Annotated in this window: 27 protein-coding genes; 25 read left to right on the top strand and 2 right to left on the bottom strand. The window is 54.2% G+C overall.

Features of this window, described 5'->3' with window-relative positions:
* The first annotated feature begins 11 nt into the window (after window positions 1-11).
* The 8 genes from PSAB_RS14170 (at window position 12) to PSAB_RS14135 (ending at window position 7483) form a co-directional block, all read left to right on the top strand.
* On the top strand, window positions 12-569 hold the full coding sequence (locus tag PSAB_RS14170; protein WP_025335241.1) for a ribonuclease FAU-1 family protein: 558 nt from the start codon (window positions 12-14) through the stop codon (window positions 567-569).
* Entirely contained in the window at window positions 570-1217 is a 648-nt protein-coding gene (locus tag PSAB_RS14165) for a YdcF family protein (RefSeq protein ID WP_025335240.1), read from the top strand.
* Window positions 1218-1313: 96 nt separating this feature from the next.
* Entirely contained in the window at window positions 1314-2279 is a 966-nt protein-coding gene (locus PSAB_RS14160; RefSeq protein ID WP_025335239.1) for an AAA family ATPase, read from the top strand.
* 46 nt (window positions 2280-2325) lie between these two features.
* Window positions 2326-3624, top strand: a complete 1299-nt coding sequence (hflX, locus tag PSAB_RS14155) for a GTPase HflX (RefSeq protein WP_025335238.1) — start codon at window positions 2326-2328, stop codon at window positions 3622-3624.
* Window positions 3625-3775: 151 nt separating this feature from the next.
* Window positions 3776-5029 (top strand): methionine gamma-lyase family protein, encoded by a 1254-nt coding sequence (locus PSAB_RS14150; protein ID WP_025335237.1) that lies wholly within the window; start codon window positions 3776-3778, stop codon window positions 5027-5029.
* A gap of 104 nt (window positions 5030-5133) precedes the next feature.
* Window positions 5134-5544, top strand: a complete 411-nt coding sequence (locus PSAB_RS14145) for a MerR family transcriptional regulator (protein ID WP_019910684.1) — start codon at window positions 5134-5136, stop codon at window positions 5542-5544.
* Between the two features lie 32 nt (window positions 5545-5576).
* A complete protein-coding gene (gene glnA, locus PSAB_RS14140; RefSeq protein WP_025335236.1) occupies window positions 5577-6905 on the top strand; it encodes a type I glutamate--ammonia ligase in 1329 nt (442 codons plus the stop codon).
* 299 nt (window positions 6906-7204) lie between these two features.
* Entirely contained in the window at window positions 7205-7483 is a 279-nt protein-coding gene (locus tag PSAB_RS14135; RefSeq protein WP_025335235.1) for a holin, read from the top strand.
* Between the two features lie 153 nt (window positions 7484-7636).
* Here PSAB_RS14135 and PSAB_RS14130 read toward each other — a convergent pair whose 3' ends face one another.
* Both PSAB_RS14130 and lexA read right to left on the bottom strand, forming a co-directional pair.
* Window positions 7637-7975: a L,D-transpeptidase gene (locus tag PSAB_RS14130; protein ID WP_025335234.1), complete on the bottom strand. Its 339-nt coding sequence runs from the start codon at window positions 7973-7975 to the stop codon at window positions 7637-7639.
* Between the two features lie 159 nt (window positions 7976-8134).
* Window positions 8135-8761: a transcriptional repressor LexA gene (lexA, locus tag PSAB_RS14125; protein ID WP_025335233.1), complete on the bottom strand. Its 627-nt coding sequence runs from the start codon at window positions 8759-8761 to the stop codon at window positions 8135-8137.
* A 177-nt stretch (window positions 8762-8938) separates the two neighbouring features.
* On the opposite strand from lexA, the gene PSAB_RS14120 reads away from it, so the two are divergent.
* From PSAB_RS14120 to PSAB_RS14040, 17 genes are all read left to right on the top strand, one after another.
* A complete protein-coding gene (locus PSAB_RS14120) occupies window positions 8939-9358 on the top strand; it encodes a LysM peptidoglycan-binding domain-containing protein (RefSeq protein ID WP_051529774.1) in 420 nt (139 codons plus the stop codon).
* A gap of 173 nt (window positions 9359-9531) precedes the next feature.
* Window positions 9532-9741, top strand: coding sequence for a DUF896 domain-containing protein (locus tag PSAB_RS14115; protein WP_025335231.1), 210 nt, complete (start codon window positions 9532-9534; stop codon window positions 9739-9741).
* 47 nt (window positions 9742-9788) lie between these two features.
* The gene (locus PSAB_RS14110) at window positions 9789-10316 is read left to right on the top strand and encodes a hypothetical protein (protein WP_025335230.1); all 528 of its coding nucleotides are present in this window, start codon (window positions 9789-9791) and stop codon (window positions 10314-10316) included.
* A gap of 40 nt (window positions 10317-10356) precedes the next feature.
* The gene (locus PSAB_RS14105) at window positions 10357-11142 is read left to right on the top strand and encodes an HAD family hydrolase (protein WP_025335229.1); all 786 of its coding nucleotides are present in this window, start codon (window positions 10357-10359) and stop codon (window positions 11140-11142) included.
* 244 nt (window positions 11143-11386) lie between these two features.
* Complete coding sequence (locus PSAB_RS14100; protein ID WP_038595894.1) at window positions 11387-11818, top strand: FixH family protein; 432 nt, start codon at window positions 11387-11389, stop codon at window positions 11816-11818.
* A gap of 116 nt (window positions 11819-11934) precedes the next feature.
* Window positions 11935-15372: a methionine synthase gene (gene metH / locus PSAB_RS14095; RefSeq protein WP_025335227.1), complete on the top strand. Its 3438-nt coding sequence runs from the start codon at window positions 11935-11937 to the stop codon at window positions 15370-15372.
* Window positions 15373-15500: 128 nt separating this feature from the next.
* Window positions 15501-16436 carry a ribonuclease Z gene (rnz, locus tag PSAB_RS14090; protein ID WP_025335226.1) on the top strand — a complete coding sequence of 312 codons (936 nt, stop codon included), beginning with the start codon at window positions 15501-15503 and terminating at the stop codon, window positions 16434-16436.
* Window positions 16437-16705: 269 nt separating this feature from the next.
* On the top strand, window positions 16706-17512 hold the full coding sequence (locus PSAB_RS14085; protein WP_226991712.1) for a TIGR01457 family HAD-type hydrolase: 807 nt from the start codon (window positions 16706-16708) through the stop codon (window positions 17510-17512).
* 55 nt (window positions 17513-17567) lie between these two features.
* Window positions 17568-18383 carry an Fpg/Nei family DNA glycosylase gene (locus tag PSAB_RS14080; RefSeq protein WP_025335224.1) on the top strand — a complete coding sequence of 272 codons (816 nt, stop codon included), beginning with the start codon at window positions 17568-17570 and terminating at the stop codon, window positions 18381-18383.
* The gene (locus PSAB_RS14075) at window positions 18373-19224 is read left to right on the top strand and encodes a deoxyribonuclease IV (RefSeq protein ID WP_025335223.1); all 852 of its coding nucleotides are present in this window, start codon (window positions 18373-18375) and stop codon (window positions 19222-19224) included. Before PSAB_RS14080 ends, PSAB_RS14075 begins: the two co-directional genes overlap by 11 nt.
* Window positions 19225-19239: 15 nt before the next feature.
* Complete coding sequence (locus PSAB_RS14070; protein WP_025335222.1) at window positions 19240-19584, top strand: cyclic-phosphate processing receiver domain-containing protein; 345 nt, start codon at window positions 19240-19242, stop codon at window positions 19582-19584.
* Window positions 19581-19907, top strand: a complete 327-nt coding sequence (locus tag PSAB_RS14065) for a YbbN family protein (protein WP_025335221.1) — start codon at window positions 19581-19583, stop codon at window positions 19905-19907. The genes PSAB_RS14070 and PSAB_RS14065 overlap by 4 nt, the downstream gene beginning before the upstream one ends.
* On the top strand, window positions 19904-20686 hold the full coding sequence (locus PSAB_RS14060) for an ABC transporter ATP-binding protein (RefSeq protein WP_025335220.1): 783 nt from the start codon (window positions 19904-19906) through the stop codon (window positions 20684-20686). The genes PSAB_RS14065 and PSAB_RS14060 overlap by 4 nt, the downstream gene beginning before the upstream one ends.
* Window positions 20683-21750, top strand: a complete 1068-nt coding sequence (locus PSAB_RS14055) for an SAM-dependent methyltransferase (protein WP_025335219.1) — start codon at window positions 20683-20685, stop codon at window positions 21748-21750. Before PSAB_RS14060 ends, PSAB_RS14055 begins: the two co-directional genes overlap by 4 nt.
* Window positions 21751-21984: 234 nt before the next feature.
* Window positions 21985-23484, top strand: coding sequence for a serine/threonine-protein kinase (locus PSAB_RS14050; protein ID WP_025335218.1), 1500 nt, complete (start codon window positions 21985-21987; stop codon window positions 23482-23484).
* Between the two features lie 111 nt (window positions 23485-23595).
* Window positions 23596-25149 (top strand): ABC-F family ATP-binding cassette domain-containing protein, encoded by a 1554-nt coding sequence (locus PSAB_RS14045; RefSeq protein WP_025335217.1) that lies wholly within the window; start codon window positions 23596-23598, stop codon window positions 25147-25149.
* Between the two features lie 168 nt (window positions 25150-25317).
* The gene (locus PSAB_RS14040; protein ID WP_025335216.1) at window positions 25318-26385 is read left to right on the top strand and encodes a ThiF family adenylyltransferase; all 1068 of its coding nucleotides are present in this window, start codon (window positions 25318-25320) and stop codon (window positions 26383-26385) included.
* The last annotated feature ends 27 nt before the right edge of the window (window positions 26386-26412 follow it).

The following is a 26412-nucleotide window of genomic DNA, read 5'->3' as shown; positions in this document are numbered from 1 at the left end:
AGGGTTATTATATGAAACGTAAATTCGGAGACCGGGCCAACTGGCGCCGGATTACGCGCCGTGGGTTCGCCTGCCGCTATGTCGAAAGCCGGGAATTCAGCGGATACATCACCCTTTACACGATTTACGGCTTGAAAGAGCCGCTGTGGAAAAGCTATGGCCGGCATACATACCGGATTGCGGATAAAGGATATTCATGGCTGCAGTATTTTCCCAAGGACAGTCATTATATTGTTACGGCAATGTTCGACGAACGGCAAAATATCATTCAATGGTATATAGACACCTGCAAGGTTCAGGGGGTTACCGATCAAGGGGTTCCCTGGTTTGACGATCTGTATCTGGATGTGGTCGTTCTATGGAACGGCGAAGTGTTCCTGCTGGATGAAGACGAGCTGGAGGAGGCGCTCGAACGGGGCGATATTTCGGACAGCGATTACAATTTGGCGTGGAACACCGCACGGAATATTATGCGCGGGATTGACGCTCATGCCTTTCCTTATTTTGCCCTCTCCTTGAAGCACCGCGCCGAATTGTTCCACCATGGAGAATTCAGGAGGAAATCGTAAATGCAAAGGCATTTAGGCGGTTCTTCGCCGATCCGGGCGTTAACGGGCCAGCGGAAATGGCGTTTCGGACGGATACCGTTGGTTACATTGGTACTTCTCCTTGCAGCCGGGCTGATCTGGAGCGCCTATGTGCTGACTCTAATCAATCGGGCCGAAACGACTTCTCCGATGAATAAAGCGGATGCGGGCATCATTCTCGGCATGGCAATGTGGGGCGACGAGCCAAGTCCGGGGCTTAAGGAGCGGCTTGACTATGGGCTGAAGCTGTATAAGCAGGGCGTGTTTTCCCATTTTATCGTCACCGGCGGGCTTGATAAACCGGGGTATACGTATACCGAGGGCCAGGGAATGCGCAATTATCTGATTGCCAGGGGCGTTCCGGACCATGCGGTTGCCGTAGAGAATGAAGCGACATCCACCTATGAGAATCTGCTGTACAGCCGGGAGATTATGCAGCGGGGGGGCTGGTCCACAGCGGTGGTAATCACGCATACGTTTCATGGGCGGAGAGCGCTGGAAATAGCCGATGAGCTAGGATATTCCAATCCCGAACTCGGACTGACCGATTCACAGACGATGTCAATGGCCAAGTATAAGACGAGGGAAATTTTAGCCTATACCAAATGGAAGCTCCAGCAGGTGTTATGAAGGTTGAAATGGGAAAATGGCGAATCTGCTAATAACGCCCGGAACCCGGGAATAGACTTGAGTAGAACACTGAAGCCTATGTAACGAGGTGAACCCATGAACATACGCAGCGCAGCTTCTAGCGGGCGGGACGAAGGCAGACCATCGCGGCAAATCAATATCGTACTGCGCAATCACGATACGCCGGCGGTAAGCGGTACATCGGCGATCAACGAATCGTCGGCTTCCAGGAATAGCGCGCAGATCGGCCTTTTTCAGGAGATTGGCAGCGAATTGGACGCGCTGGTAGGTTTGGATAATATTAAAGAGCTTGTATTCGAAATATACGCCCTGCTGCAGGTTGCCCAAATGCGGACCGATGCGGGTCTTGCAAGCGGCGCTCAGGCGTATCACATGGTATTCAAAGGGAATCCGGGCACCGGCAAGACGACGGTTGCGCGAATCGTGGCCAAACTGTTTCAGCGTATGGGCGTGCTGTCCAAGGGACATCTTATCGAAGTCGAGCGGGCCGATCTGGTGGGTGAGTACATCGGACATACCGCACAGAAGACCCGGGATCTTGTCAAAAAAGCGCTGGGCGGCATTCTCTTCATTGATGAAGCGTACAGCCTTGCCCGGGGCGGGGATAAAGACTTCGGCAAAGAAGCGATCGATACGCTCGTTAAAGCGATGGAAGACCACCGCAGCCAGTTCGTGCTGATCCTGGCCGGATACTCCAGTGAGATCGAATATTTTCTGATGAGTAATCCGGGGCTGCCCTCCCGTTTTCCGATCCAGGTCGAGTTTCCCGATTACACCATCGACCAGCTTGTTCAGATCGCCGAGCTGATGGCGAAGGAGCGGGATTACATTTTGATGCCGCAGGCGATACTCAAATTAAAGCAGCATGTCATGCTGGAAAAAGACGAAAGCCCGCATGCCTTCAGCAATGCCCGCTATGTGCGCAACGCGATCGAGAAAGCGATCCGCAGCCAGGCGGTAAGGCTTCTTAACCAGTACGAGCATAACAGTCCGGGCAAGCAGGAACTGATGACCCTGCGGACCGAAGACTTCAAACTGTAGGGCGGGCGTTTTGAGCATTAGAATCAACCGCAAGAGGAGAATGGATATGGCAACTACGACGCATGATACAAATTTGGAAATTCAGGACCGGGCCATATTGGTCAGTCTTGTAACCGATGAAGTGAAACGGTCGGGAATCGATCCCGAATATTCGCTTCAGGAACTTGTTCAACTGGCGGAGACGGCCGGCGTTGAAGTGCTGGAAGTGCTTCGCCAGAATAAGGAAACCCCCGATTCCAAATGGTTCATCGGCAAGGGCAAGGTCGAAGAGCTGCGTATGGCCGCAGACGGATTGGGCGCCAATACGGCAATCTTCGATCAGGAGCTGTCTGGGGCCCAGGTACGTAACCTGGAGGAAGCCCTCGATCTGAAGATTATCGACCGTACCCAGCTCATTCTGGATATTTTCGCCGGCCGGGCCAAGACCCGCGAGGGGATAATCCAGGTGGAGCTGGCCCAGCTGTCTTATCTGCTGCCTCGTCTGTCGGGTCATGGCAAGAACCTGTCCCGGCTGGGCGGCGGCATTGGTACAAGAGGTCCCGGGGAGAGCAAGCTGGAGACCGACCGCCGGCATATCCGTGACCGGATCGGCGAACTGAAGCGCCAGCTTGACGAGGTGGTGAAGACACGGAATCTGCACCGCGAGCGGCGGCGCAAGAGCGGCGTGGTGCAGGTGGCTCTTGTCGGCTATACGAATGCCGGCAAATCCACGCTGCTCAAGCAGCTGACCGATGCCGATGTATATATCGAGAATCAACTGTTCGCTACGCTTGATCCAACCTCGCGTTTGCTTGAGCTGCCTGGCGGCAAGAGCGTCGTGCTGACCGATACGGTCGGATTCATCCAGAATCTGCCGCATGACCTCGTTGCCTCGTTCCGTGCGACACTTGAAGAAGTCAACGAGGCGAATCTTGTGCTTCATGTGGTCGATGCTTCCTCCCCGATGCAGGAAGAGCAAATGGATGTTGTGCAGACGATTCTGGAGGATCTCGGCGCATCTGGGAAGCCGCAGATCGTTCTGTTCAACAAGAGCGATCTGTGCCGCCCGGAGCAGCTGGAGATGCTGCCTGGCGGTTCGGGTTATTTGAAGGTCAGCGCTTTTAACGCGGAGGATCTGGACCGGATTAAGGATACGATTCAAAATGAGCTGTCCGGAGACACACTGAGCTTCCGGATCCCATCCAGCCGGGGGGATCTATCTTCCCTGCTGTATCGGGTCGGAGATGTGCTGGATCAGTCCTTTGAAGAGGATGACACGTTATACAGCGTTCGGGTGAACAAGGACGATTACGAAAAATGGGGCTACATGCTGGCCGATTTTGTGAATCATACCGACCAGGACTAGAGCCGCATTCCGGGGTGTTCATTTGCGCGAATTACCAGGTTTGGCATAACTTATTTACCAAATAATCCTATTGTACAAATTGGGAAGTGACACCTTGATGTCGCTTCCTGTTATGATTATGGGAAGTAAATGTAAGGAGAGAAAGGCGTAAATGTCATTATTTTCAGAAGATATATTACAAGCTGCAGAAGCGGCCGAAGCGGAAATTCAGGAGGCGGTCCGGGTTCTTGACCGGATCGTTGATTTCAATCAATGGAAAGTCATTGAGGCGTTCCAGCGTCACCAGGTCAGCGATTTTCATTTTGCCGGTTCTACTGGATACGCATACAACGATAGGGGACGCGAGGTGCTGGACCTTGTATATGCGGAGGTATTCGGTGCGGAAGCGGCGCTGGTCCGGCCCCATTTTGCATCGGGAACGCATACGATTTCGACGGCGCTGTTCGGTGTACTCCGACCGGGGGACGAGCTGCTGTACATTACCGGACGGCCTTACGATACGCTGCATAAGGTGATCGGCAAGCCCGGAGACGGGACGGGTTCCTTGGCTGATTTCGGGATAAACTATCGGGAGGCAGCGCTGACGGAAGACGGAGAAATCGACTGGGCAGAGGTTGCCCTGGCGCTTACTCCGAAGACGAAGGTCATTGGAATTCAGCGGTCCCGAGGCTATGACTGGCGTTCATCTTTTACTGTCAGCCAGATTGGAGAAATGTCCGCTAGAATCAAGGAAATGGCACCGCATGTTATTGTCTTCGTTGATAACTGCTACGGGGAATTCACGGAGAAGCTGGAGCCTACCCAGGTCGGCGTTGATCTCATGGCGGGTTCCCTGATCAAAAATCCGGGCGGCGGAATCGCCGAGACCGGCGGATATATTTGCGGCCGCAGGGACCTGGTCGAACTAGCCGCTTACAGGCTGACGGCGCCGGGAATCGGCGGCGAAGTCGGAGCGATGCTGGGGACGACCCGGGGACTGTACCAGGGCCTTTTTATGGCGCCACACACAGTCGGACAAGCGCTGAAAGGCAGCATCTTTGCCGCTGCAGTCTTTGAACGCTGCGGCTTCACGACGAAGCCCGCATGGCGGGAGCCGCGGACTGATCTTATCCAGGCGATCTCTTTTGACGGACCGGAGCATTTGATTGCTTTCGTCCAGGGTATCCAGCGGGCGGCCGCTGTGGACAGCCATGCCGTTCCGGAGCCCTGGGACATGCCGGGGTATGAGCATCCGGTCATAATGGCGGCGGGGACCTTCATTCAAGGTGGGAGCCTGGAACTCTCTGCGGACGCTCCGATTCGTGCGCCTTACATTGGGTACATGCAGGGAGGATTGACCTACTCTCATGTGAAATACGGTGTGCTGATGGCCTTGCAGAGCATGCGTGAACGCAACCTGCTGTAAGCATATTAGAATAAGTTGTGAGTATATCTTACACACCATTGACACGTCATAGCCGGAAATGTACAATGAGATGAGAAAAAGATCATTGGAAGGTTGGATGAGTCATGGGTGATGAAATCCGCAGAAATATGGCGTTATTTCCAATTGGAATTGTAATGAAACTTACTGATTTGTCTGCACGGCAAATCCGCTATTATGAGCAGCATAGTCTGATTGTTCCGGCGCGCACCTCGGGCAACCAGAGATTATTCTCTTTTAACGACGTGGAGCGCTTGCTTGAAATCAAGGCATTGATTGAAAAAGGAGTCAATATTGCCGGCATCAAACAGGTGATGAACCCGGTATCGAAGGAGTCCGAAGAAGCAACCGTTATTACCCCCGACACGGAAGTCCGGCGGCGCGAGCTGTCCGATTCCCAACTCCACAGGCTGCTCAAGCAGGAGTTGGTTTCCGGGAAAAGACCGGGGCAAGTCTCTCTCATTCAAGGGGAGTTATCCCGGTTTTTCAATAAATAACACATACAGAAGCGCGAAAGGGAGAGGGTATAGTGAGCTTTAGTAAAGAAGATATTTTGCGCATTGCCAAGGAAGAGAATGTCCGGTTCATTCGTCTCCAGTTTACCGACCTGCTTGGCACGGTCAAGAACGTGGAAATTCCCGTTAGCCAACTGGAGAAGGCGCTGGACAACAAAATGATGTTCGACGGCTCTTCCATTGAAGGCTATGTACGCATCGAAGAATCCGACATGTATTTATATCCCGATCTCGACACCTGGGTAATCTTCCCATGGGTGACGGAAGACCGCGTAGCCCGTCTTATTTGTGATGTCTATATGCCGGATGGAACGCCGTTTGCCGGTGATCCGCGCGGTATTTTGAAGCGCTGCATTAAAGAAGCGAGTGAAATGGGCTATACGGCCATGAACGTGGGACCCGAGCCTGAATTTTTCCTGTTCCAGACCGACGAGAAGGGCAATCCGACGACGGAGCTGAATGATCAGGGGGGCTACTTCGATCTGGCTCCGATGGACCTTGGAGAGAACTGCCGTCGCGAAATCGTTCTGACTCTGGAGGAAATGGGCTTTGAAATCGAAGCTTCCCACCATGAGGTGGCTTCCGGTCAGCACGAAATCGACTTTAAATATGCCGATGCCATCAAAGCGGCCGACCAGATTCAGACGTTCAAGCTGGTTGTGAAGACCGTTGCCCGCCAGCACGGACTGCATGCCACGTTCATGCCTAAGCCGCTGTTCGGAATGAACGGTTCGGGCATGCACTGCCACCAGTCGCTGTTTAAAGGCGCCGAGAACACCTTCTACGATGAGAACGATGAGCTTGGCCTCAGCGACACCGGGCGCAACTACATGGCAGGCCTGCTGAAGCATGCGCGTGCGTTTGCCGCAATCACGAACCCTACGGTGAACTCTTACAAGCGTCTGGTTCCCGGATATGAAGCGCCTTGCTATGTCGCCTGGTCGGCCAGCAACCGCAGCCCGATGATCCGTATACCGGCATCCCGGGGCCTCAGCACACGTATTGAAGTCCGGAATCCGGACCCGGCAGCCAACCCTTATCTGGCGCTTGCGGTGATGCTGAAAGCCGGTCTGGACGGAATCAAGCGTCAGCTTGATCTTCCGGCTCCGATCGACCGGAACATTTACATTATGTCCGAAGAAGAACGGATCGAGGAAGGCATCCCGAGTCTGCCGTCCGACCTGAAGGAAGCGCTGGGTGAATTGATCCGGAACCCTGTTATTACCGATGCGCTGGGTGAACATGCTCTTGCCCATTTCTACGAGCTGAAAGAGATCGAATGGGATATCTACCGGACGCAGGTGCATGACTGGGAAAGAAATCAATACCTCACGCTGTACTAAGAATACTAAGGAAGCCCTTGGCGCCTCAGGCGTCAAGGGTTTTTAGCTTTAAAAGACATTCAGGGGAGGGAGGTTGTGGTGGATGCTTTTCGATACGCTTTCCCATAGGAATGGTCCCGGAATGATGTTTCCTGACTTAAGTGCATATTAAAACACGCCGATTGCGGGCGTGTTTTATTTTTTTCATCGATCCCCAGACGAGAAAGATTGGTATAGGAGCCCAAACATTCTAATGTCTGTCGGAATTTACTGGGTAGAGAGGAAGCAGGGGCTATCCAATATTGAAATGGGGGATAGTAGTGGATAATCAAAACTTAAGCGACGTCCTGGCTTTTGCATCGGTACTATCCATTTTTGTGATGTCGGTAGTGCAGCTTGTCAAGACTACATTCAACCCGCCAAAAAGAATCATTCCGCTGATTGGAGTTGTTATTGGCCTGTTCATTGGCTGGGCGTCGTTTCCATTTACCGATCTGGATGTACCTCTGCGGATATGGGCCGGGGGACTTGCGGGCTTGTCGGCTACAGGACTGTTCGAGCTGGCGTTTAATAATCGATCTGATAAGAATAAGAAATGAAAAAGGGGCTCCCTTAGTTCCGAACGTGCGGGAGTGTTCAAGAATGTGTTCATCCGAATTCAAAAGACGAGCTTTACATTGATGTAGCAATGGCGAATAATCCTCGAATGGTTCAATCTTTGCCGTCCCAATCGGTGAAAAAAGCATCTCAGCCTACTGCCGTATTGTGACCCTCGTATGCAGCGGAACGATCCGGGATAAAGCAAGAACGTCAGTATTGTACATCCGGATGCAGCCATGCGAGACCAGATGGCCGATCGAGCCGGGATTATTCGTACCGTGAATGCCGTAATGTGGCCGGGAAAGGCCCATCCAGAACGCGCCGAAAGGTCCTCCCGGATTCGGCTGTTTGTTCACAATCGTATATTCTCCGACCGGTGTCTGGGTAAGCATCTTGCCGATTCCTATGGGGAATCCCCTAACGACATTATTGTTATCCAGCAGATACAGCATGCGATCCGACAAATCGACAATGATCCGGTAATTGGGCATCTCTCAGCACTCCTTTACGGAATAAATTATGCGGAGAGGGCTGGCACCGTGCCTTATTAGGCTTACCGGTTTTCTTTGCTGAGGTTCGCATATTAAGCTGGCAGAAAAATAAAAAAAGCGGCTTTGTTCAACGACAGGCCGCTCTTTCTCGCTAACTTATTAATGAATGTCTCTGAATAACCCGATCACTTTGCCCAAAATGCTTACCCGGTTAAGGCGAAGCGGCTCATAGGCGGGATTCTCAGGCTGGAGCCGGATGTGATCCCGTTCCTTATAGAAGGTTTTGACCGTAGCTTCATCGTCTTCGGTCATGGCCACCACGATATCGCCGTTGTCGGCGGTCTGCTGCTGACGGACGATAACGTAATCGCCGTTCATGATACCGGCTTCAATCATGCTGTCACCCATAACGGAGAGCATGAAGACCTTATTTTCTCCTACGTAATGGGTAGGCAGAGGGAAATAATCCTCGATATTCTCCGTGGCTGTAATCGGCACGCCAGCGGTTACCTTCCCGACAACCGGCACCCGTGCAATCGTCTGAACGAATTGATGTACATTCTCTGAATCTTCCTGACCCAGCAGCTCGATAGCGCGCGGCTTCGTGGGGTCACGGCGGATAAGCCCTTTCTTCTCCAGCCTGTCGAGGTGTCCGTGTACGGTGGAGCTGGAAGCCAGACCGACGGCTTCGCCAATTTCCCGGACAGAGGGCGGATACCCCTTACTGCGAACTTCGTTACGTATAAATTCCAGGATCGCCAGCTGGCGACTCGAAATTTTTGACATCGGAATACACCCCATCTATCTAGTAATGTTTGGGAGAATTATAACACAGAACCTCCGTTCGCACAAACGTAAGTTCTAAAACACAAGCGAACAATTGTTCGAAAAACCTCTTGATCGAAACACATGTTCGTGCTATATTATTTTTGCAAGCAAGAACAAGTGTTTGGAGGTCGATGAATGATGTTAAAATACAGTACATACCAAAGTATTTACAATGGAACTCTTGAAGCGACAACGCCGGAACGAAATTCTGTTTCTCATCATATGTATCCATCAGGTAAATCTGCCAAAGCAGTTGTTACGAGATCCTATCCCTTTTCATCCATGCAGAATCTGTTCAAAATTGCGATTGTGCTTCTCCTCGTTATTTCCGGATTTACCGTTGTGGGTCAGGTCTTTGCCAGCTCGGGATCTTCATCGCAGCAGGAGAAGCGGGTTGTTGTGGAGCCCGGCGATACTCTATGGAGTATTGCGGTCAAGAATAAACCGTCCGATATGAGAACAGTCGTATACATTGAAGCGATTAAGCGGAATAACGATTTGAACAGTCCCGATATTCAGGCCGGATCCGTCCTGTCAGTGCCCGTGTACAAATAACCGAACAGAATAATCATCATCCAACGAACATAAGAAGAGCTTGCGTAGGGGTCGCCTTGACAAGCTCTTTTTCTCATGGCAAAGTTAGAATGAATTTAGAGCTTGACGCACCGGTTAAGGGATTCCAGGCCCTACCCGAAAGAAGTCCAAGCATCAACTAGGAGGGAACAACTTTGAATATAGATGAATTGGTTAACCGTATTAATGAGCTGGCACGCAAACATAAGAGTGAAGGGCTTAATGAAGAAGAGCTGGCGGAACGCGCTAAGCTCCGGGAAATCTATCTTGGCAATGTCCGCCGCAATTTCCGCGCTCAGCTGGATTCGATTGAAATTGTGGATGGCAACGGAAATGATCAAGGCGGCCAAAGACCCTTGCACTAATCAGCCGTCTTTTCATAGATATTTCAGGAAGACTAGGGGGAAATGAAATGGCCCGTTCTTGGGAAAGAATGGTTCAACGCAATTCGCAGCAGATCAACAAGAGAAGAAAAAAGGAAGGTAAGGAGTCGATCTACAGATCAAGCCCGGCAGGTCAGACCGACGTGTACAAAGGACGGAATATCATCTTTCCCGTTCTCCTTGCGGCGCTTGGGATTTTGTACTGGATGATCGGCCAGTTCGACACTTCTTCGGCCAGCCAAAACAGTCTGATGCTGAATTGGGTCGGCGTTGTGCTCTATTTCGCGCTGGCAGCCATGATTTTCTTCCGCCGCCCTTATTTGAAAGTGGAACGGGCGCGTGTATCCACCTTTAAGTTTAACCGCCAGAGGTTCCTGGAGGCGTCTGACATCGAGAAGATTGTCATTTCGCGGAATTCCGTCAGCATTAAGCCAAAAGCCACCAAGAGGGGCCAATGGACCTTCTCCAGATTACTCAACCGTTTTGATACTTCAGTGATGGGTGAGCGGATGGAGCAGTTTGCCAATCAACACAAAATTTCGGTGGAACACAAATAAGCGAGCAATGATAAAGATTTTATAGAGAGGGAGTAATGGAATGCCGATTGCCGCCGTACTGTTCGATTTGGATGATACCCTGTTGTGGGATGAGCGGAGTATTGAGGAAGCTTTTGAATACGCTTGTAAAGCTGCTGGAGAGGCTGTGGACCCCAAGGAACTGGAAGCTGCAGTCAGACGCGAAGCAAGAAATCTGTACGAGTCATACGAAACTTACCCTTTTACTCAGATGATCGGAATTAACCCGTTTGAAGCGCTGTGGGGGAATTTCACGGCCGGAGAACAGGAGGAGTTCCGGAAGATGGAGCAGCTTGCTCCCATCTATCGCAAAGAATCGTGGCGCCGGGGACTTGCGGCTGTAGGCATTGACGATGAGAGCCTGGCGGAGACGCTGGCTGCACGATTTGGCGCAGAACGGAGAAGCCGTCCATATATGTATGAAGAGACGCTGGAAATCCTGACTGCGCTTCGCGGACGTGTAAAGCTGCTGCTGCTGACCAACGGCTGTCCGGCCCTGCAGCAGGAGAAGCTGGATGGTGTACCCGAGCTGATTCCATTTTTTGATCATATCGTGATCTCAGGAACCTTTGGTAAAGGCAAGCCTGATCCGTCGATCTTCGAGCATGCGCTGAAGCGGCTGGAAATTTCGCCGGAGCAGGGCATCATGGTTGGCGACAAGCTCACAACGGATATCCGCGGCGGTCTGGCGGCAGGTCTTACAACGGTATGGATTAACCGTACCGGCAAGCCATCCGATCCCGAAATTATCCCCCACTATGAAATCAAACATTTATCTGAGTTGCTTCCGCTCGTAGAAAGTCTCTGATATTACCGCAATTTTGTTCTTTGCAGACCGGTATTCCTTTTCAAAGGGATATCGGTTTTTTACATGCCGGCAAGAACCGGTTCAACCGGGTGTGTGATAAATATCTCTTTTTTCTGCGTAAAGTCCCGTTTGCTATCCCCCAAAGACGTTAATCCATGTATAATAGAAGTCATACACTTAACGCAGCATTGACGCATGATGTAATAACAATCCATGTCAAACTTCGCCGCTTTAAGGAGGACTTATGCCGGGATTCTTCCTGAAAAAGATTGGATATGCCTTGATGATTGCAGCAATGGTCGCTTCAGTGCTTGCAGGCTGTGCTTCCAAAGGAAACAATCAAGCTGTCATGGATATGTCCAAGATGTCAATGGACCCGATCAAGGTCGAGCTTACCTGGAGTCCGGCCGGTGCGTCGGCTAACCAGGAGATCATCTTTAAAGCTGAGGTAACCCAGGGCGGCGATGTGGTAGACGATGCTGATGAAGTATTATTTGAGATTGTTAATGACAACGATTCGTCCAAGAAGCTTGAGCTTAAAGGAGAGCTGGACGAAGAGGGGAAATATACGGCAGCCGGGACGCTTGAGGAAGCGGGCATGTATCATGTGACGTCACACGTAACCGCCCGAACCCAGCACTCTATGCCGACCAAACCGCTGACCGTGAAGCCGTAATCAATGCCGGGAAACCGGCTGGAAATAAGATAAACCTGCAGAGTGGGCCGGGATACTTTCCGAATTCCCTTTATTCTGCTAAACTTACTCTAATGTTTTACTGGGGGGATTGGAAGTTGGCTAAACCTACATTAGCAGAAGCGCTGGCGCAGCGCATTTTGATTCTGGACGGTGCCATGGGCACCATGATCCAGCAAGTTCCTTTGACCGGAGAAGACTTTGGGGGAGACGAGCTGGACGGCTGCAATGAAATGCTTGTGCTGACCAGACCCGAAGTCATTCGGGATATTCATGAAGCATATCTGGAAGCCGGCGCCGATCTGATCGAGACGAATACATTCGGGGCTACCTCGGTTGTGCTTGCTGAATACGATATTCCACAAAGAGCGCGCGAAATCAATCTTGTCGCCGCCAAAATCGCCCGGGAAGCCGTTAACAAATATGATACACCGGGTCGTCCCCGCTATGTTGTGGGCGCGATGGGACCGACAACCAAAACGCTGTCGGTTACCGGAGGCGTGACATTCAGCGAGCTGACGGACAGCTACGAGGAGCAGGCGGTAGCGCTCATTGAGGGTGGCGTCGATGCTCTGATGCTCGAAACCTCTCAAGATACCTTAAATGTAAAAGCGGGCAGCATCGGCATCCGCAACGCATTTGAGAAGACGGGAATCACCCTGCCGGTTATGATTTCCGGAACGATTGAACCGATGGGCACGACGCTGGCCGGCCAGAACATCGAAGCCTTTTATATTTCTTTGGAGCATCTGAAGCCGATCTCGGTCGGCCTTAACTGCGCGACCGGTCCGGAATTCATGCGGGACCATATCCGTTCGCTCTCCGCGATGGCCAAGGCGGCGGTCAGCTGTTATCCGAACGCGGGGCTGCCTGATGAGAACGGCAACTACCATGAGTCGCCGGATTCGCTGGCGCGCAAGATAGCGGCGTTCGCCGAGAAGGGCTGGCTGAACATCGCTGGCGGCTGCTGCGGCACCACTCCAGAGCATATCCGCGCGATGGCGGAGCAGCTGTCGGAGTATCCGCCGCGCCCGTTGCAGGGAAGCCATTCGCCGGCGCTGTCCGGCATCGAGCCGGTATACATCGAGCAGGATAACCGGCCTTATATGGTTGGCGAGCGAACCAACGTGCTCGGTTCCCGCAAATTCAAACGGCTGATTGTTGAAGGCAAGTATGAGGAAGCGTCGGAAATTGCGCGTGCCCAGGTGAAGAGCGGGGCGCAGGTTGTCGATGTGTGCGTTCAGGACCCCGACCGGGATGAAATGGACGATATGGAGCGGTTCCTGGAGCTGGTCGTTAAGAAGGTTAAAGTTCCGCTGATGATCGATACAACCGATCCGAAAGTGATTGATCGGGCCCTGCAGTACTGCCAGGGCAAAGCGATTATTAACTCCATTAACCTTGAAGACGGGGAAGAGAAATTTGAAAACGTCACGCCGCTGATTCACAAGTACGGCGGGGCGGTCGTCGTCGGAACCATCGACGAAAGCGGCCAGGCGATCAAGGCGGAAGACAAGCTTGCGGTAGCCAAGCGTTCCTACGATCTCCTTGTAGGGAAGTACGGCTTGTCGCCGGAAGACTTGATCTTTGACACGCTGGTCTTCCCCGTAGGCACTGGGGACGAACAGTACATCGGCTCGGCCAAGGAAACGATCGACGGAATCCGTCTGATCAAGGAAGCTCTGCCGGGCGTTCATACCGTGCTTGGAATCAGCAATGTGTCGTTCGGACTGCCGGAGGCGGGCCGGGAAGTGCTGAATTCCGTGTTCCTCTACGAATGCACCAAGGCGGGACTGGATTACGCGATCGTAAATACGGAGAAGGTTGAACGGTATGCCTCGATTCCGGAGGAAGAGCGCCGTTTGGCCGAGGAGCTTATCTACAATACGAATGACGAGACGCTAGCCGTCTTCGTCGCCGCTTTCCGGGGTAAGAAGGTCGAGAAGAAGGAAAAGATCTCCAACCTGACTCTGGAAGAGCGTCTGGCTTCCTACGTGGTTGAGGGCAGTAAAGAGGGCCTGATCCCCGATCTTGACGAGGCGCTGAAGAAGTACGGATCGCTGGAAATTATTAACGGACCGCTGATGAGCGGGATGTCCGAGGTCGGGCGGCTGTTCAATAACAACGAGCTTATCGTTGCTGAAGTGCTGCAAAGCGCTGAAGTGATGAAAGCATCGGTTGCCCATCTCGAACAGTTCATGGAGAAGAACGAAAGCTCGGTCAAGGGCAAGATTCTGCTGGCAACCGTTAAGGGAGATGTGCATGATATCGGCAAGAACCTTGTCGAGATCATTCTTTCAAACAATGGTTACCAAATCGTCAATTTGGGTATAAAAGTACCACCGGAGACGATCATCGAAGCGTACCGGAAGGAAAAAGTCGATGCCATCGGCCTGTCCGGCCTGCTCGTGAAGTCTGCGCAGCAGATGGTTCTGACGGCGCAGGATCTGCGTACAGCAGGAATCGACGTGCCGATTATGGTCGGTGGGGCGGCTCTGACCCGCAAATTCACCAAGACACGAATCCGTCCGGAGTACGACGGCCTCGTGCTCTACGCCAAGGACGCGATGGACGGACTTGATCTTGCCAACAGGCTGATGAACCCGGTGGAACGGGCCAGGATGGCCGAGGAGATGCGGGAGGAGCAAGAGGCCGCTGCAGCTGCTCCGCAGAAGACGGAGCTTCCTGCGCTGACAAGAGCGGTGCGCTCGAGCATATCTCAGGACGCGCCAGTCTTTATTCCGCCGGACCTGGATCGGCATGTGCTCCGTAATTATCCAATAGGCCATGTTATACCTTATGTGAATATGCAGATGCTTCTCGGCCATCATTTGGGGCTCAGGGGCTCTGTTGAGGCGCAGCTCGCCGCAGGCGAACCCCGCGCAGTCGAACTGAAAGAGACGGTAGACGATCTGCTGCTTGAAGCGACGGTGAACGGAACGATCCGTCCGCAGGCGATGTACCGGTTCTTCCCGGCCCAGTCGAGGGGGAACGATATTATGATCTATGATCCGGAGGATACGGGGAAGGTTCTGCACACCTTTACTTTCCCAAGGCAGCAGGTTGAGCCCTATCTTTGCTTGGCCGACTTCCTGAAGCCGGTGGACAGCGGAATCATGGATTATGTCGGTTTCCTCGTGGTGACGGCAGGGCACGGCGTTCGCGACCTGTCCGAAGAATTGAAGAATAAAGGCGACTATCTCCGTTCCCATGCACTGCAGGCGCTGGCTCTTGAAGTCGCTGAAGGGCTGGCCGAACGTGTGCATCATATGATGCGGGACATCTGGGGCTTCCCGGACCCGGCGGATATGACGATGAAGCAGAGACACGGAGCAAGGTATCAAGGCATCCGCGTTTCCTTCGGCTACCCGGCCTGCCCGGATCTGGAGGATCAGGGGCCGCTGTTCAAGCTGATGCGCCCCGAGGATATTGGCATCCACCTGACTGACGGGTTTATGATGGAGCCTGAGGCTTCCGTGTCGGCCATGGTCTTCGCTCATCCCGAAGCGCAGTATTTCAATGTGGAGAAAGCTTAAGCTTTTGGACAGAATAGGATGAAGGGAACTTTCACGGTGTACCAGCCTCCCGGTTACGGGAGGCTTTTTGTTGGAAGACCGTGAGGATTTGGAGTGGAAGCAGAGAACAGAGAGAAAGGAGGGCAGATATGGAGATTTATTTTTTGGGCACGAATGCGGGCGTTCCCACGCTGCAGCGCAATGTAACCTCGGTTGCTCTGAGACTGCTTGAGGAGCGCCGGAGCTTCTGGATGTTCGACTGCGGCGAAGGAACCCAGCATCAGGTTCTGCGTTCGCCGCTGCGGCTCGGGCGGCTGGAGAAGCTGTTCATCACTCATCTTCACGGCGACCACCTCTTCGGACTTCCCGGACTGCTGAGCAGTAGGGGATATCAGGGAGGGACAGCCCCTCTGACCGTGTATGGTCCGCCGGGGCTTAAGGCATATTTGGATATTTCGCTGTCCGTCAGCCAGTCTAGAATTCCGTACAAGCTCGAAGTAGTCGAGCATAACGGCGGGCTTATTTTTGAAGATGACAGCTTTAAAGTGGAGTCCGCTCTTCTGGAGCACCGGATCGACAGCTACGGCTACCGTGTGATTGAAAAGGATCGGCCCGGCAGCCTCAATGCCGAGCGGCTCAAAGCATACGGCCTGAAGCCCGGTCCTTTGTACGGCGTGCTGAAGAGCGGCCGGGATGTTACCACGGATGAAGGGATAACGATTACAGCCGCCGAAGTGCTGAGTGAACCGAAGCGCGGACGGATCGTCACCGTGCTTGGAGATACCAGACCTTGCGGGAATTCCATCCCGCTGGCAAGAGAGGCCGATCTGCTGGTCCATGAGGCGACCTTCAGCCATGACCTGGCCAGGATGGCCCGGGATTACCATCACAGCACGACTGTTCAGGCGGCGGAAATCGCGAAAGAGGCGGGCGCCCGTCAGCTCATTCTTACGCATTTCAGTTCCAGATACGGCTCGCTGGACGAGCTGATTCCTTTGCTAGATGAAGCGCGCTCCATATTCTCCGAAACGCTTCTGGCCGAGGAATTCCGGCTGTATCCGGTGGAACGGAAGACGGGAAATTGAAGGGGAAATTAAATTATTTTCCGGGAAAGCGCAGGAAGTGACAGGCGAACGTCAAAAATTGCTTCCGCAGCCGCCGGTTCGATGCCGTTCGACTTTTGGAGGGCTTCCGGCGTGAAAAGACTGGAGAAAAATGTCTTAAATTTTAAGGGAATGCGGATGTTCGGGACTCTAACCGGTGTTCTCTGGAAATAGATGTGGCTTTAAGTATCATTATTATATGTCGTTAATCATTTATGCCATAAATCATGCGATGGGGAGGATGAGTGACAATGACCGAAACCATACGGATCGATAACATCAAAGGCCTGCTCTTAGACCTGGACGGCACGTTATATCACGGCGGCATCATGATCCCGGGAGCGGACGAGCTGATTGCCGGGCTAAGAGCAAATGGCATTCCGTTTCTGTTTGTAACGAACAACTCGTCGAGGACGCCGGAAAGCGTTGCAGCGCATTTGCTGGCGATGGGAATTGAAGCCGAGGCGAGGGAAGTTTGCACATCTTCGCTTGCGGCCGCAAGATATATTGCGGAGGAATCCCCGGGCGCATCCGTGGCGATACTTGGGGAAGAAGGACTGCTCAAGGCGTGCGAGGAAGCAGGCCTGAACATTGTATCTGATTCGCCGCAGTACCTCGTTCAAGGGATTGACCGGTCTTTTACATATGATTCGCTGACCAAGGCGGCGCGCTGGATCGCCGGGGGCGCAAAATTCGTGCTGACCAATCCGGATTTGATGCTGCCTTCCGATAACGGCATGATGCCGGGAGCGGGGACGCTGGGAGCGGCAATCGAAGCCGCCAGCGGCACGACGCCGGTTATTATCGGTAAGCCGCACCGCTATTTGATGAACTATGCAACATCCCGGCTTGGCATTGATTCGAAAGAGGCTGTCGTTGTCGGCGACAATATGAGGACGGATATAGCCGCAGGAGCGAATGCGGGCTGCCGTACGATACTGCTGCTCACGGGAGTGACAACGGAGGACAATCTGGAGCGGCACAAGGAGCTGACGGGAGTTTCCCCGGATTATATTTGCCGGAATTTGGCTGATTTGCGAGTGCTGCTTGGTGTATAATGGCATGGCTGCATTTTTGTTATGGGGTAAGTACAGGTGGAGAGGACGATGAACGATGCCGGAATTTCCGGAAATGGAGAACTATCGCAGGCTGCTTTCAAAACATATAGTCAATGTACCGATCACCGGAGTGACGGTTAACAGAGAACAATCGATTAACGTAGAGCTGGAGCAGTTCAAAAAAAGCCTCACAGGCGCGCGTATGGTCTTTGTAGAACGCAGAGGGAAGCATCTGGTGTTTCATCTGCATGACGGGCGAAGGCTGCTCCTGCATCTCATGCTTGGCGGATTGCTGTTCTTTGGAACGGAGGAGGAGCGTCCAAGCCGCAGTACGCAGGTGGAGATAGCCTTTGGCGACCGGATTTTGTATTTTATGGGCTTGCGGCTGGGTTACCTCCATCTGTTATCCGTCAAGGAGACGCAGGCGGCTCTTGCCAAGCTGGGTCCCGAGCTATTGGACAAGCGCATGAATGAGAAGCGGTTTGCCGAGCTGCTGAAGGGAAGACGGGGAGCGCTCAAAAGCATGCTGGTAAACCAGCAGGTCTTTGCCGGAATCGGGAACTGCTATGCCGATGAAATCGCGTTCGAAGCGGCTCTGCTGCCTACTGCGCCCGTTCAGGGATTAACCCCGGAATCGATCAGCCGGTTGTACGACGCAGCCTGCAAAGTGCTGAGCGAGGCGTCGGACATCGGCGGCTATATGGAGATTCCGTTCATGACGGGGGACACGGTGACGGGCGGCTACAATGACAGCTGCAAGGTGTATGACCGGGAAGGAGAAACCTGCGAACGGTGCGGCGGAACGATTGTGAAATCGGAGCTGTCCAGCCGGAAAGTGTTCTATTGTCCGGAATGCCAGCATGAACGCTGAGCCGTATATAGGTTCGCATGTCAGCATCCGTGGGGGTTACGCGCAGGCTGCCCGGGCGGCGTGGGGGAGCGGCGCCAATTGTTTTCAATATTTTCCGAAAAACCCGCGCAGTCTCCAATTGAAGACACTCGATGTGAATGATGCGGGAGCGTGCGCGTCTTACAGCCGGGAAAAAGGATTGCTGTCCATCGCCCATACGCCCTATCCCACCAATCTCGCTGCCGGGGAAGGTGACGCACCGAACCGGGAAACGATGGTCAAGTCGCTGCTAAACGATCTGGAGATCGCCGAAGCCTGCGGATCGCTGGGGATTGTGGCGCATTTCGGGCATTTTCACAAGCTTGAACCGTTGCAAGGCTATCAAAATATTATACAATGTATAAATGAAACGCTTCAGTCGTGGAACGGAAAGGCCAAGCTGCTGATCGAGAATCAGGCGGGCAATGGCGGCTTTGAAGGAACGACACTGGAGGAGCTGATCAAGATTCGGGAGCTGAGCCGATACCCGGAAAAAATCGGATTTTGCTTCGATACCTGTCACGCTTTTGCCGCTGGAATCTGGAATCCGGAGCGCACGGGAGAACTGCTGGAGTCAGGTGACAAGCTGGGCTATTGGCCGCATTTGGCGGCTGTCCATCTTAACGATTCCCGTTATCCGTATTCCTCCAAGCGGGACAGGCATGCCCGGGTCGGGTCAGGCCATATCGGCACCCAAGGCATGAAAGAGCTGCTGACATCGGAGCCGCTGCTCGGCAAACCCGCCATTCTGGAGACGGAGAAGGGGCCGGACGGCACGCATAAAAATGAAATGGCGGAAGTTCGGTCATGGTTTGAATCGTAGGGGGGCGCAGGTTTGATGATACATGTGTATATGGACGATTACAGGCGTGCTCCCGAAGGATTTACGCTGGCCCGTACGACGGAGGAGTGTCTGCTGATGCTTCGCGAGTGCGAGGTCGGCGTGCTTTCGCTGGACTACGACATGGGGCTGGATGACGAAACCGGGGGATTCGTAGTCAAACGTATCGTGCTTGAAGCGCTGTTCCCCCGGGAAATCTACCTGCATACTTCAAGCTTGGCCGGCCGAAAAGAAATGTTCGAGCTGTTATACCCTGTCAGACCGGAAGCAACCTTGGTCCATAACGGGCCGGTTCCGATGGCGAAGCTGCGGGAAATCGTTTCGGGAGCCGCCGGGCTATGATCGAAATGAACGAAACTGAACTGCTTAATGCCATAGGCCAGGGCGGAGCCCCGCTAGCCGTCTTTCTGGAGACGCCGCTCTGCGGAACGTGCAAAGCGGCACGTCGGATGCTGGATGTCGCCGGACATCTGCTCCCGCCAAGCGCTCAGCCCGTATCCGGCAATATTAATCTTCTTCCTGCCATTATTAGTCAGTACCGTATTTCCAGCGTTCCGGCGCTGCTCGTGTTCGATGCAGACCGCAATCGGCCGCCGCATATTCATTATGCTTTTCATTCGGTGGAGCGTGTGCTGGAGTACATAAGGAGTGTGAATAGATCATGATTTCTTTACAGCATCTTACCCTTCGCAGAGAGCAGAGTCTTATACTGGACGATGTGTCGCTGGCTATTCATCAAGGCGAGAATTGGGTCATCCTTGGGCGGAACGGTTCGGGAAAAACAACGCTGCTTGAGATGATGACCGGATATTTGTTCCCAAGCAGCGGTACGGTCAAGGTGCTCGGGCACACCTACGGCCAGGTTGACCTGCGCGAGGTTCGCAAGGAGATTGGTTATATCGGACCTTCGCTGATGGAGAAATTGACGCTCCGCGATCCGGTCTGGGAGGTTGTGGCGACGGGGGCTTACGCCTACCTGCGCTTTTATCAGGAGATTCCTGCGGACATCAAGGCCAAGGCGATCGCTCTGCTGGAGGACATGAATCTGGGACGGCTGGCGGATCACCCGTTCGGAACGCTTTCTCAGGGAGAACGCAAAAAGGCGATGCTGGCGCGCTGCCTGATGGCGGACCCGAAGCTGCTCATTATGGACGAGCCGTGCGCGGGACTTGATCTCTATGAGCGGGAAAAAATGCTGGCCGAGGTGGACAAGCTCAACCGCCGGGAGGTAACCGTTGTCTATGTCACCCATCATGTCGAGGAAATTGTGCCGCTGTTTACCCATGTGGCGCTGATCCGCGAAGGCCGGCTGGCCGGAGCGGGACCGAAGAAAGAGGTGCTGACCCGTGAGATGATGCTGGCTGCGTATGAGCTTCCAGTGGACATCGAATGGGAGGAAGAGCGCCCCTGGATCAAAATTAAACGTGGAGGATTATCCATTTGAGCGAGCTTAACCTAAGCATTGAACAAAATCCGTCTGCGGATGGGAACGGGACGGTTTCCCGATATATTTGCACGGCCAATCACGGCTTTGCCCCTTACGCCCAGGAGGAGCTCCGCCGCGAATTCGGCTCGGTCAAGAGCACCCTGCTGCTGCCCGGCGAAATATTTCTGGCCACGCTTCAGGCGGAGCCTGAAGAGGTCACACGGCGCCTGAAGGAGAACCCGCCGATCTTCCTGCGCCATATTCAGCCCGTTCAGCTGCAGGACGAAGGCGGCGGGGAAGCGCTGGAGCGGCTGGCGGTGTATTTGAGCCGCCGAAGCGAGCTTGAGGGCGAGCGGATCGCCATACAGGTGCGCAAGACAGATGATTCGTTCTGGCGGGAAAGTCCCGGAGAGCTGCGTGAATGGCTGCAGGCGGGCCTAACGGGCGTCGCCGCCGAATTTACCGTCCAGAATCCGGCATGGATCGTTTCGGTCTATGCTGCCGCGAACGCGTTATACGCCGGCGTATCCCGGCCCGAGGACAATTTGTCCGACTGGAACGGCGGCGCCATCCGGTTCCGGCGCGAGGACGGTCAAATTTCTCGGGCGAAATTCAAGCTGATGGAAGCGGAGAAGGAATTCGGCATTTCGTTCAGCAGCTTCCGCCGCGCCCTCGATATCGGGGCGGCGCCCGGCGGCTGGACGTCTTTCCTGCTGGAGCGGGGACTGGCAGTAACTGCCGTCGATCCCGCGCGCATGCATGAGTCGCTGAAGGATCATCCCGGCCTTAAAGTGCTTCGCAAGAATGCCGGAGAGGTCAAATTCAAGGAGAACGAGTTCGATCTCCTCGTCTGCGACATGAGCTGGAGCCCGAAGCTTATGGCTAAGCTCGTGACGGAACTGCTGTACAGCCTGACGCCCGGAGGAACCGCCGTTGTCACCGTAAAGCTGCTCTACAAGAAGCCGCTGGCGCTGATCAAAGAGATTATGGCCATGTTCGAATCCGAACGGATGCAGATTCAGCGGGCAAAGCAGCTGTTTCATAACCGGGACGAAATAACCCTTTATATGATTAAATATTAAAGCGATAAATTAACGGACAATTCTTATGTCCATCGGGAGAGCATCCCGCTGAAGTGTAAGCCGCCATTAGTGCGGCCGTCTGCAGCGGGGTGCTTTTTTGCAATATTCAGAAAGTATAAGCTTCGCGCTTATCCTTAACCTGATATTTTTACGAGAAACGGATGCCTTCCTCTTTCAGAGGACGGCGAAGCCGTTTCTTCTTGCATGGAAAAAAGCTATCGGGAGGGAAAGGAAATGCGTTATCCATCGAAACTTATACGGGGACAAATTCTGGGAGACCGGTACTTGGTAGCCGGTCTCGTTGGCTCGGGGGGAAGCAGCCATGTGCATCTGGGCGAGGATTTGCGGCTGCCCGGCAAGCGGTGGGCCATTAAAGAATGCGTGACGGAGGATCTTTACGGGACCGTGCAGGCCGAGGCGGAGCTGCTCATCGCTCTAAATCACCGGCGGCTTCCAAGGGTTGCCGATTTCATTCCACCGGATGAAGACGACTATTCCTATCTTGTTATGGACTTTATCGAAGGGTTGACACTGGACCGGTATATGGAGGCACGAGGCGGTGTAATCCCGGGCGATACGCTGCTCTTGTTCGCAGAGCAGCTGCTGGAAGTGCTGCAGTATCTTCACCAGCACCGCCCGCCGATCGTCTACCGCGACTTGAAGCCCTCGAATATTATGCTGACTCCGGACAACGAGCTCATGCTGATTGATTTCGGGATCGCCCGCAGGCACAGGATGGACGCAGGCGAGGATACGGTCAAGCTGGGAACGGTGGGATTCGCCGCGCCGGAGCAGTATGGAAGCGGCCAGAGTGATCACAGGTCCGATCTGTACGGTTTGGGCGCCCTGCTGCTGTACCTCGCCACAGGCGGGCAAACCAGTGGATGGTCCGCCGGTATGGAGCGGCGGCTGGAAGGCCGTGTCCCGGAGCCGCTCATTCCCGTACTGCGGAGGCTGCTCCGGCCGAGGCCGGAGGACCGGTACGAAAGCGCTGCTGAGGTGCTTCGGATTCTGGAAGGAGTGAAGCCGGACCGTTCCGCCGGGGAGCGAAAGAACGAGCCGCTCGTCGAACGCATTCTTCCGCAGGGCAAGACCAGCATCGTAACGATGATGGGCACGGCATCAGGACTCGGGACGACGCATGCTTCGCTGGCTGCTGCAAGGTTCCTCAGCCGCTACGGGAGGACGGCCTGGGTCGATTACGCGCCGGAATCGCCCGTTTACGAGCGGATCGGCGCTTTGGCCGAAGCCGCCGGGCGGCGGGCTCCATCAGAAGGAGCAGACGGTCCTCTTGAGGTTAACGGCTTTGATTGCTGGAAGCGTCCCGGGAGCGGTAGCCTTGCGGATTTGGCGGGCCGCTACCGTTACATTGTCATCGATATGGGCACTGGGGCGTATGAGGGGGCAGCCGAGCGGTTTTCCCAAGGCGACATTCCCATGCTGATCGCTTCGGGGGCGGATTGGCGCATGGAGGAGACGCTAGTGCGGCTGCGCCGCTGCGGCTACCAGCCGGCCGGCGGCTGGAAGATTGCCCTCCCGCTGGCCGGCAGCCAGGCCGCAGAGCTGCTGAGACGGACGCTGGGCAGCAAGGAAGTGTACACCCTTCCCTGTCAGCCCGAGCCTTTTGCAACCGGAGGGGAGATGGAACCGGTCCTGAAGAATTTGTTCGTTAGTATCCTGGAAAAGGGTGGCGGGCGGAATAAGGGAAGCTTTTTACAGCGGAAAAAAAGATGAAATGTAAACTTTTTTATTTCTGAAAGCAGGCTCTTTATGCTAAAATAAATCATTGTATAACCTGCTGAATATCCATGATTTTAAATATAGATAGGAGCTTGCGGAGAATTTATGAGTTTACTTACTGTAGAAGACGTTTCCCACAATTTCGGGGACCGTCAGCTGTTTAAGAACGTATCGTTCCGTCTCCTCGCCGGAGAGCATGTCGGGCTTGTTGGAGCAAACGGCGTCGGCAAGTCGACGCTGATGAATATTTTGACGGGAAAACTGCTGAAGGACGGCGGCAAGGTGGAGTGGACGCCAAGAGTCCGCTACGGCTACCTGGACCAGCATACGGTGCTTACGCCGGGCAAGACGGTGCGCGATGTGCTGAAGGACGCTTTTTTGCCCCTGCTTGAGCTTGAGCAGGAAATGATGGGCATCACCGAGAAAATGGCCGAAGCCTCGCCGGAAGAATTGGAGCTTTTGCTGGAGCAGATGGGCGAAATCCAGGAGCAGCTGGACATCGGGGACTTTTACCTGATCGACGTCAAGGTGGAGGAGATGGCCAACGGGCTCGGACTGTCCGCAATCGGTCTGGACCGGGATGTGGCCGCTCTGAGCGGCGGACAGCGGACCAAGGTGCTGCTGGCCAAGCTGCTGCTGGAAAAGCCGAACGTGCTGCTGCTCGACGAGCCGACCAACTATCTCGATGTGGAGCATATCGATTGGCTGACCAACTATTTGAAGCAGTATCCGTATGCGTTCATGCTGATTTCCCATGATACGGAGTTCATGAACAAGGTCGTGGATGTCGTCTACCATCTGGAATTTGCGAAGCTGACGCGCTATACGGCTAACTACGAGAAGTTCCTGGACATGGCTTACATCAACAAGACGCAGCATATCGATGCGTATGAGAAGCAGCAGGAATTTATCAAGAAGCAGGAAGACTTCATCCAGCGCAATAAGGCTCGCTACTCGACGTCTGGACGGGCGAAGAGCCGGGAGAAGCAGCTTGAGCGCCTTGAACGGATCGACAAGCCGGAGGAAGCCGCCAAGCCGACGTTTAACTTCAAGGAGAGCCGGGCGAGCGGCAAGACGGTGTTTGAGGGCATCGACTTCGAAATCGGCTACGACCGTCCATTGCTGCCGAAGCTGAACATGACGATCGAGCGCGGCGAGAAGATCGCCATCGTCGGCTGCAACGGTGTCGGCAAATCGACGCTGCTGAAGACGATTCTCGGCGTCATTCCGCCGATTAGCGGCAAGACCTACCTGGGCGACTTCCTGAATCCCGCCTACTTCCAGCAAGAGGTTAAGGCCGGGAACCTTACGCCGATCGACGATGTCTGGAATGAATTCTCGAGCCTGAACCAGCATGAAGTGCGGGCGCATCTGGCGCGCTGCGGCTTGAAGAACGAGCATATTACCCGTCCGCTGAACATGCTGAGCGGCGGAGAGCAGGCGAAAGTGCGGCTGTGCAAGCTGATGATGCGCGAGAGCAACTGGATCCTGTTCGACGAACCGACGAACCATTTGGACGTCGTGGCCAAGGAAGAGCTGAAGCGGGCGCTCAAGGAATTCAAGGGCACCGTGCTGCTCGTATCCCACGAACCCGACTTCTATGAAGATTGGGTGACCAAAACATGGAACGTCGAGCAGTGGTCGACACAATCCGTATAGCGCCACCGGAATTAGCCGGTTATACTGGCTAATAGGTGCCGGAAGCGACTTTGGAGTTAACCAAGCGTCGCAGATGGCTCAGACTCAAGATTAATAAAGATAAGTCCGGGAGACGGCGGTTAAGAAGCCGTATTCCCGGACTTTTGAACATGAAGGGGGTTCTTCCGCATGGAAAGAAATCAGGAGATAGAGATGACGGCTTCCGCAGCTGGAAGAGACGGGCGCTATTCGCGTCAGGTGCGGTTTGGCCCGTTCGGCGAGGAAGGCCAGCGAAGAATAGGCCAATCGAGCGTGCTTGTCGTCGGAGCGGGGGCGCTGGGTACCGGCATCGCCGAGACGCTGGTCCGCTGCGGGGTCGGACGAGTTGTCATTGCCGACCGGGACTATGTGGAGTGGAGCAACTTGCAGCGTCAGCAGCTGTATACGGAGGAGGACGCCGAGAACCGCATGCCGAAAGCGGCGGCCGCCAAAGCGAGGCTTACGGCGATCAATTCGGAAGTCACGGTGGAAAGCCACATCCTGGACGTGCGCGCGGAAGAATTGGAGGCGCTCGTACCGGGAATTGACCTTATCATGGACGGGACGGATAACTTCGATACCCGGCTCATTCTGAATGATATTGCGCAGAAGCACGGTATTCCTTGGATTTACGGCGCATGCGTGGCAAGCTACGGGGTTACCTATACGTTCATTCCGGGCGAGACTCCCTGTTTGAACTGTCTGCTCGGCACCGTTCCGCTGGGCGGGGATACCTGCGACACGGCGGGTATCCTGCCCCAGGCTGTGCAGATGGTGACTTCAAACGCAACGGCCGAGGCGCTCAAGCTGCTCGGAGGGCGGAAGAACCAGCTGCGCGGGAAGCTGATGACATTTGACATCTGGAACAACGAATATCAGGAAATCGGTGTGGGGGCCGCCCGCAAGGCGCACTGCCCGTCATGCGGTAGCGAGCCGGTGTATCCGTACCTGTCCGCAGCGAACACGGAGCGCAGCGATGTGCTCTGCGGGCGGAACACGGTGCAGATCCGTCCGGCGGTTCGCAGCTCGCTGTCGCTTCCGGACACTGCGAGCAGGCTGTCGAGACTCGGACTCGGCAAGGTGGAGAGCAATCCATACCTTGTCTCGTTCAACGACGGAGATTACCGGGTCGTCGTGTTTGCAGACGGCCGGGCGCTCGTACACGGAACGAACGATATTTCGGCGGCGAGGAGCGTTTATCACCGCTATTTTGGATAAAAGTTTAATACATCAAGACTGATCTAT

It is taken from the genome of Paenibacillus sabinae T27, from assembly GCF_000612505.1.
Classification (GTDB): Bacteria; Bacillota; Bacilli; order Paenibacillales; family Paenibacillaceae; genus Paenibacillus_AQ; species Paenibacillus_AQ sabinae.
The sequence above is the reverse complement of the archived record's forward strand: the minus strand, read 5'-3'. Positions and strand labels throughout refer to the sequence as shown.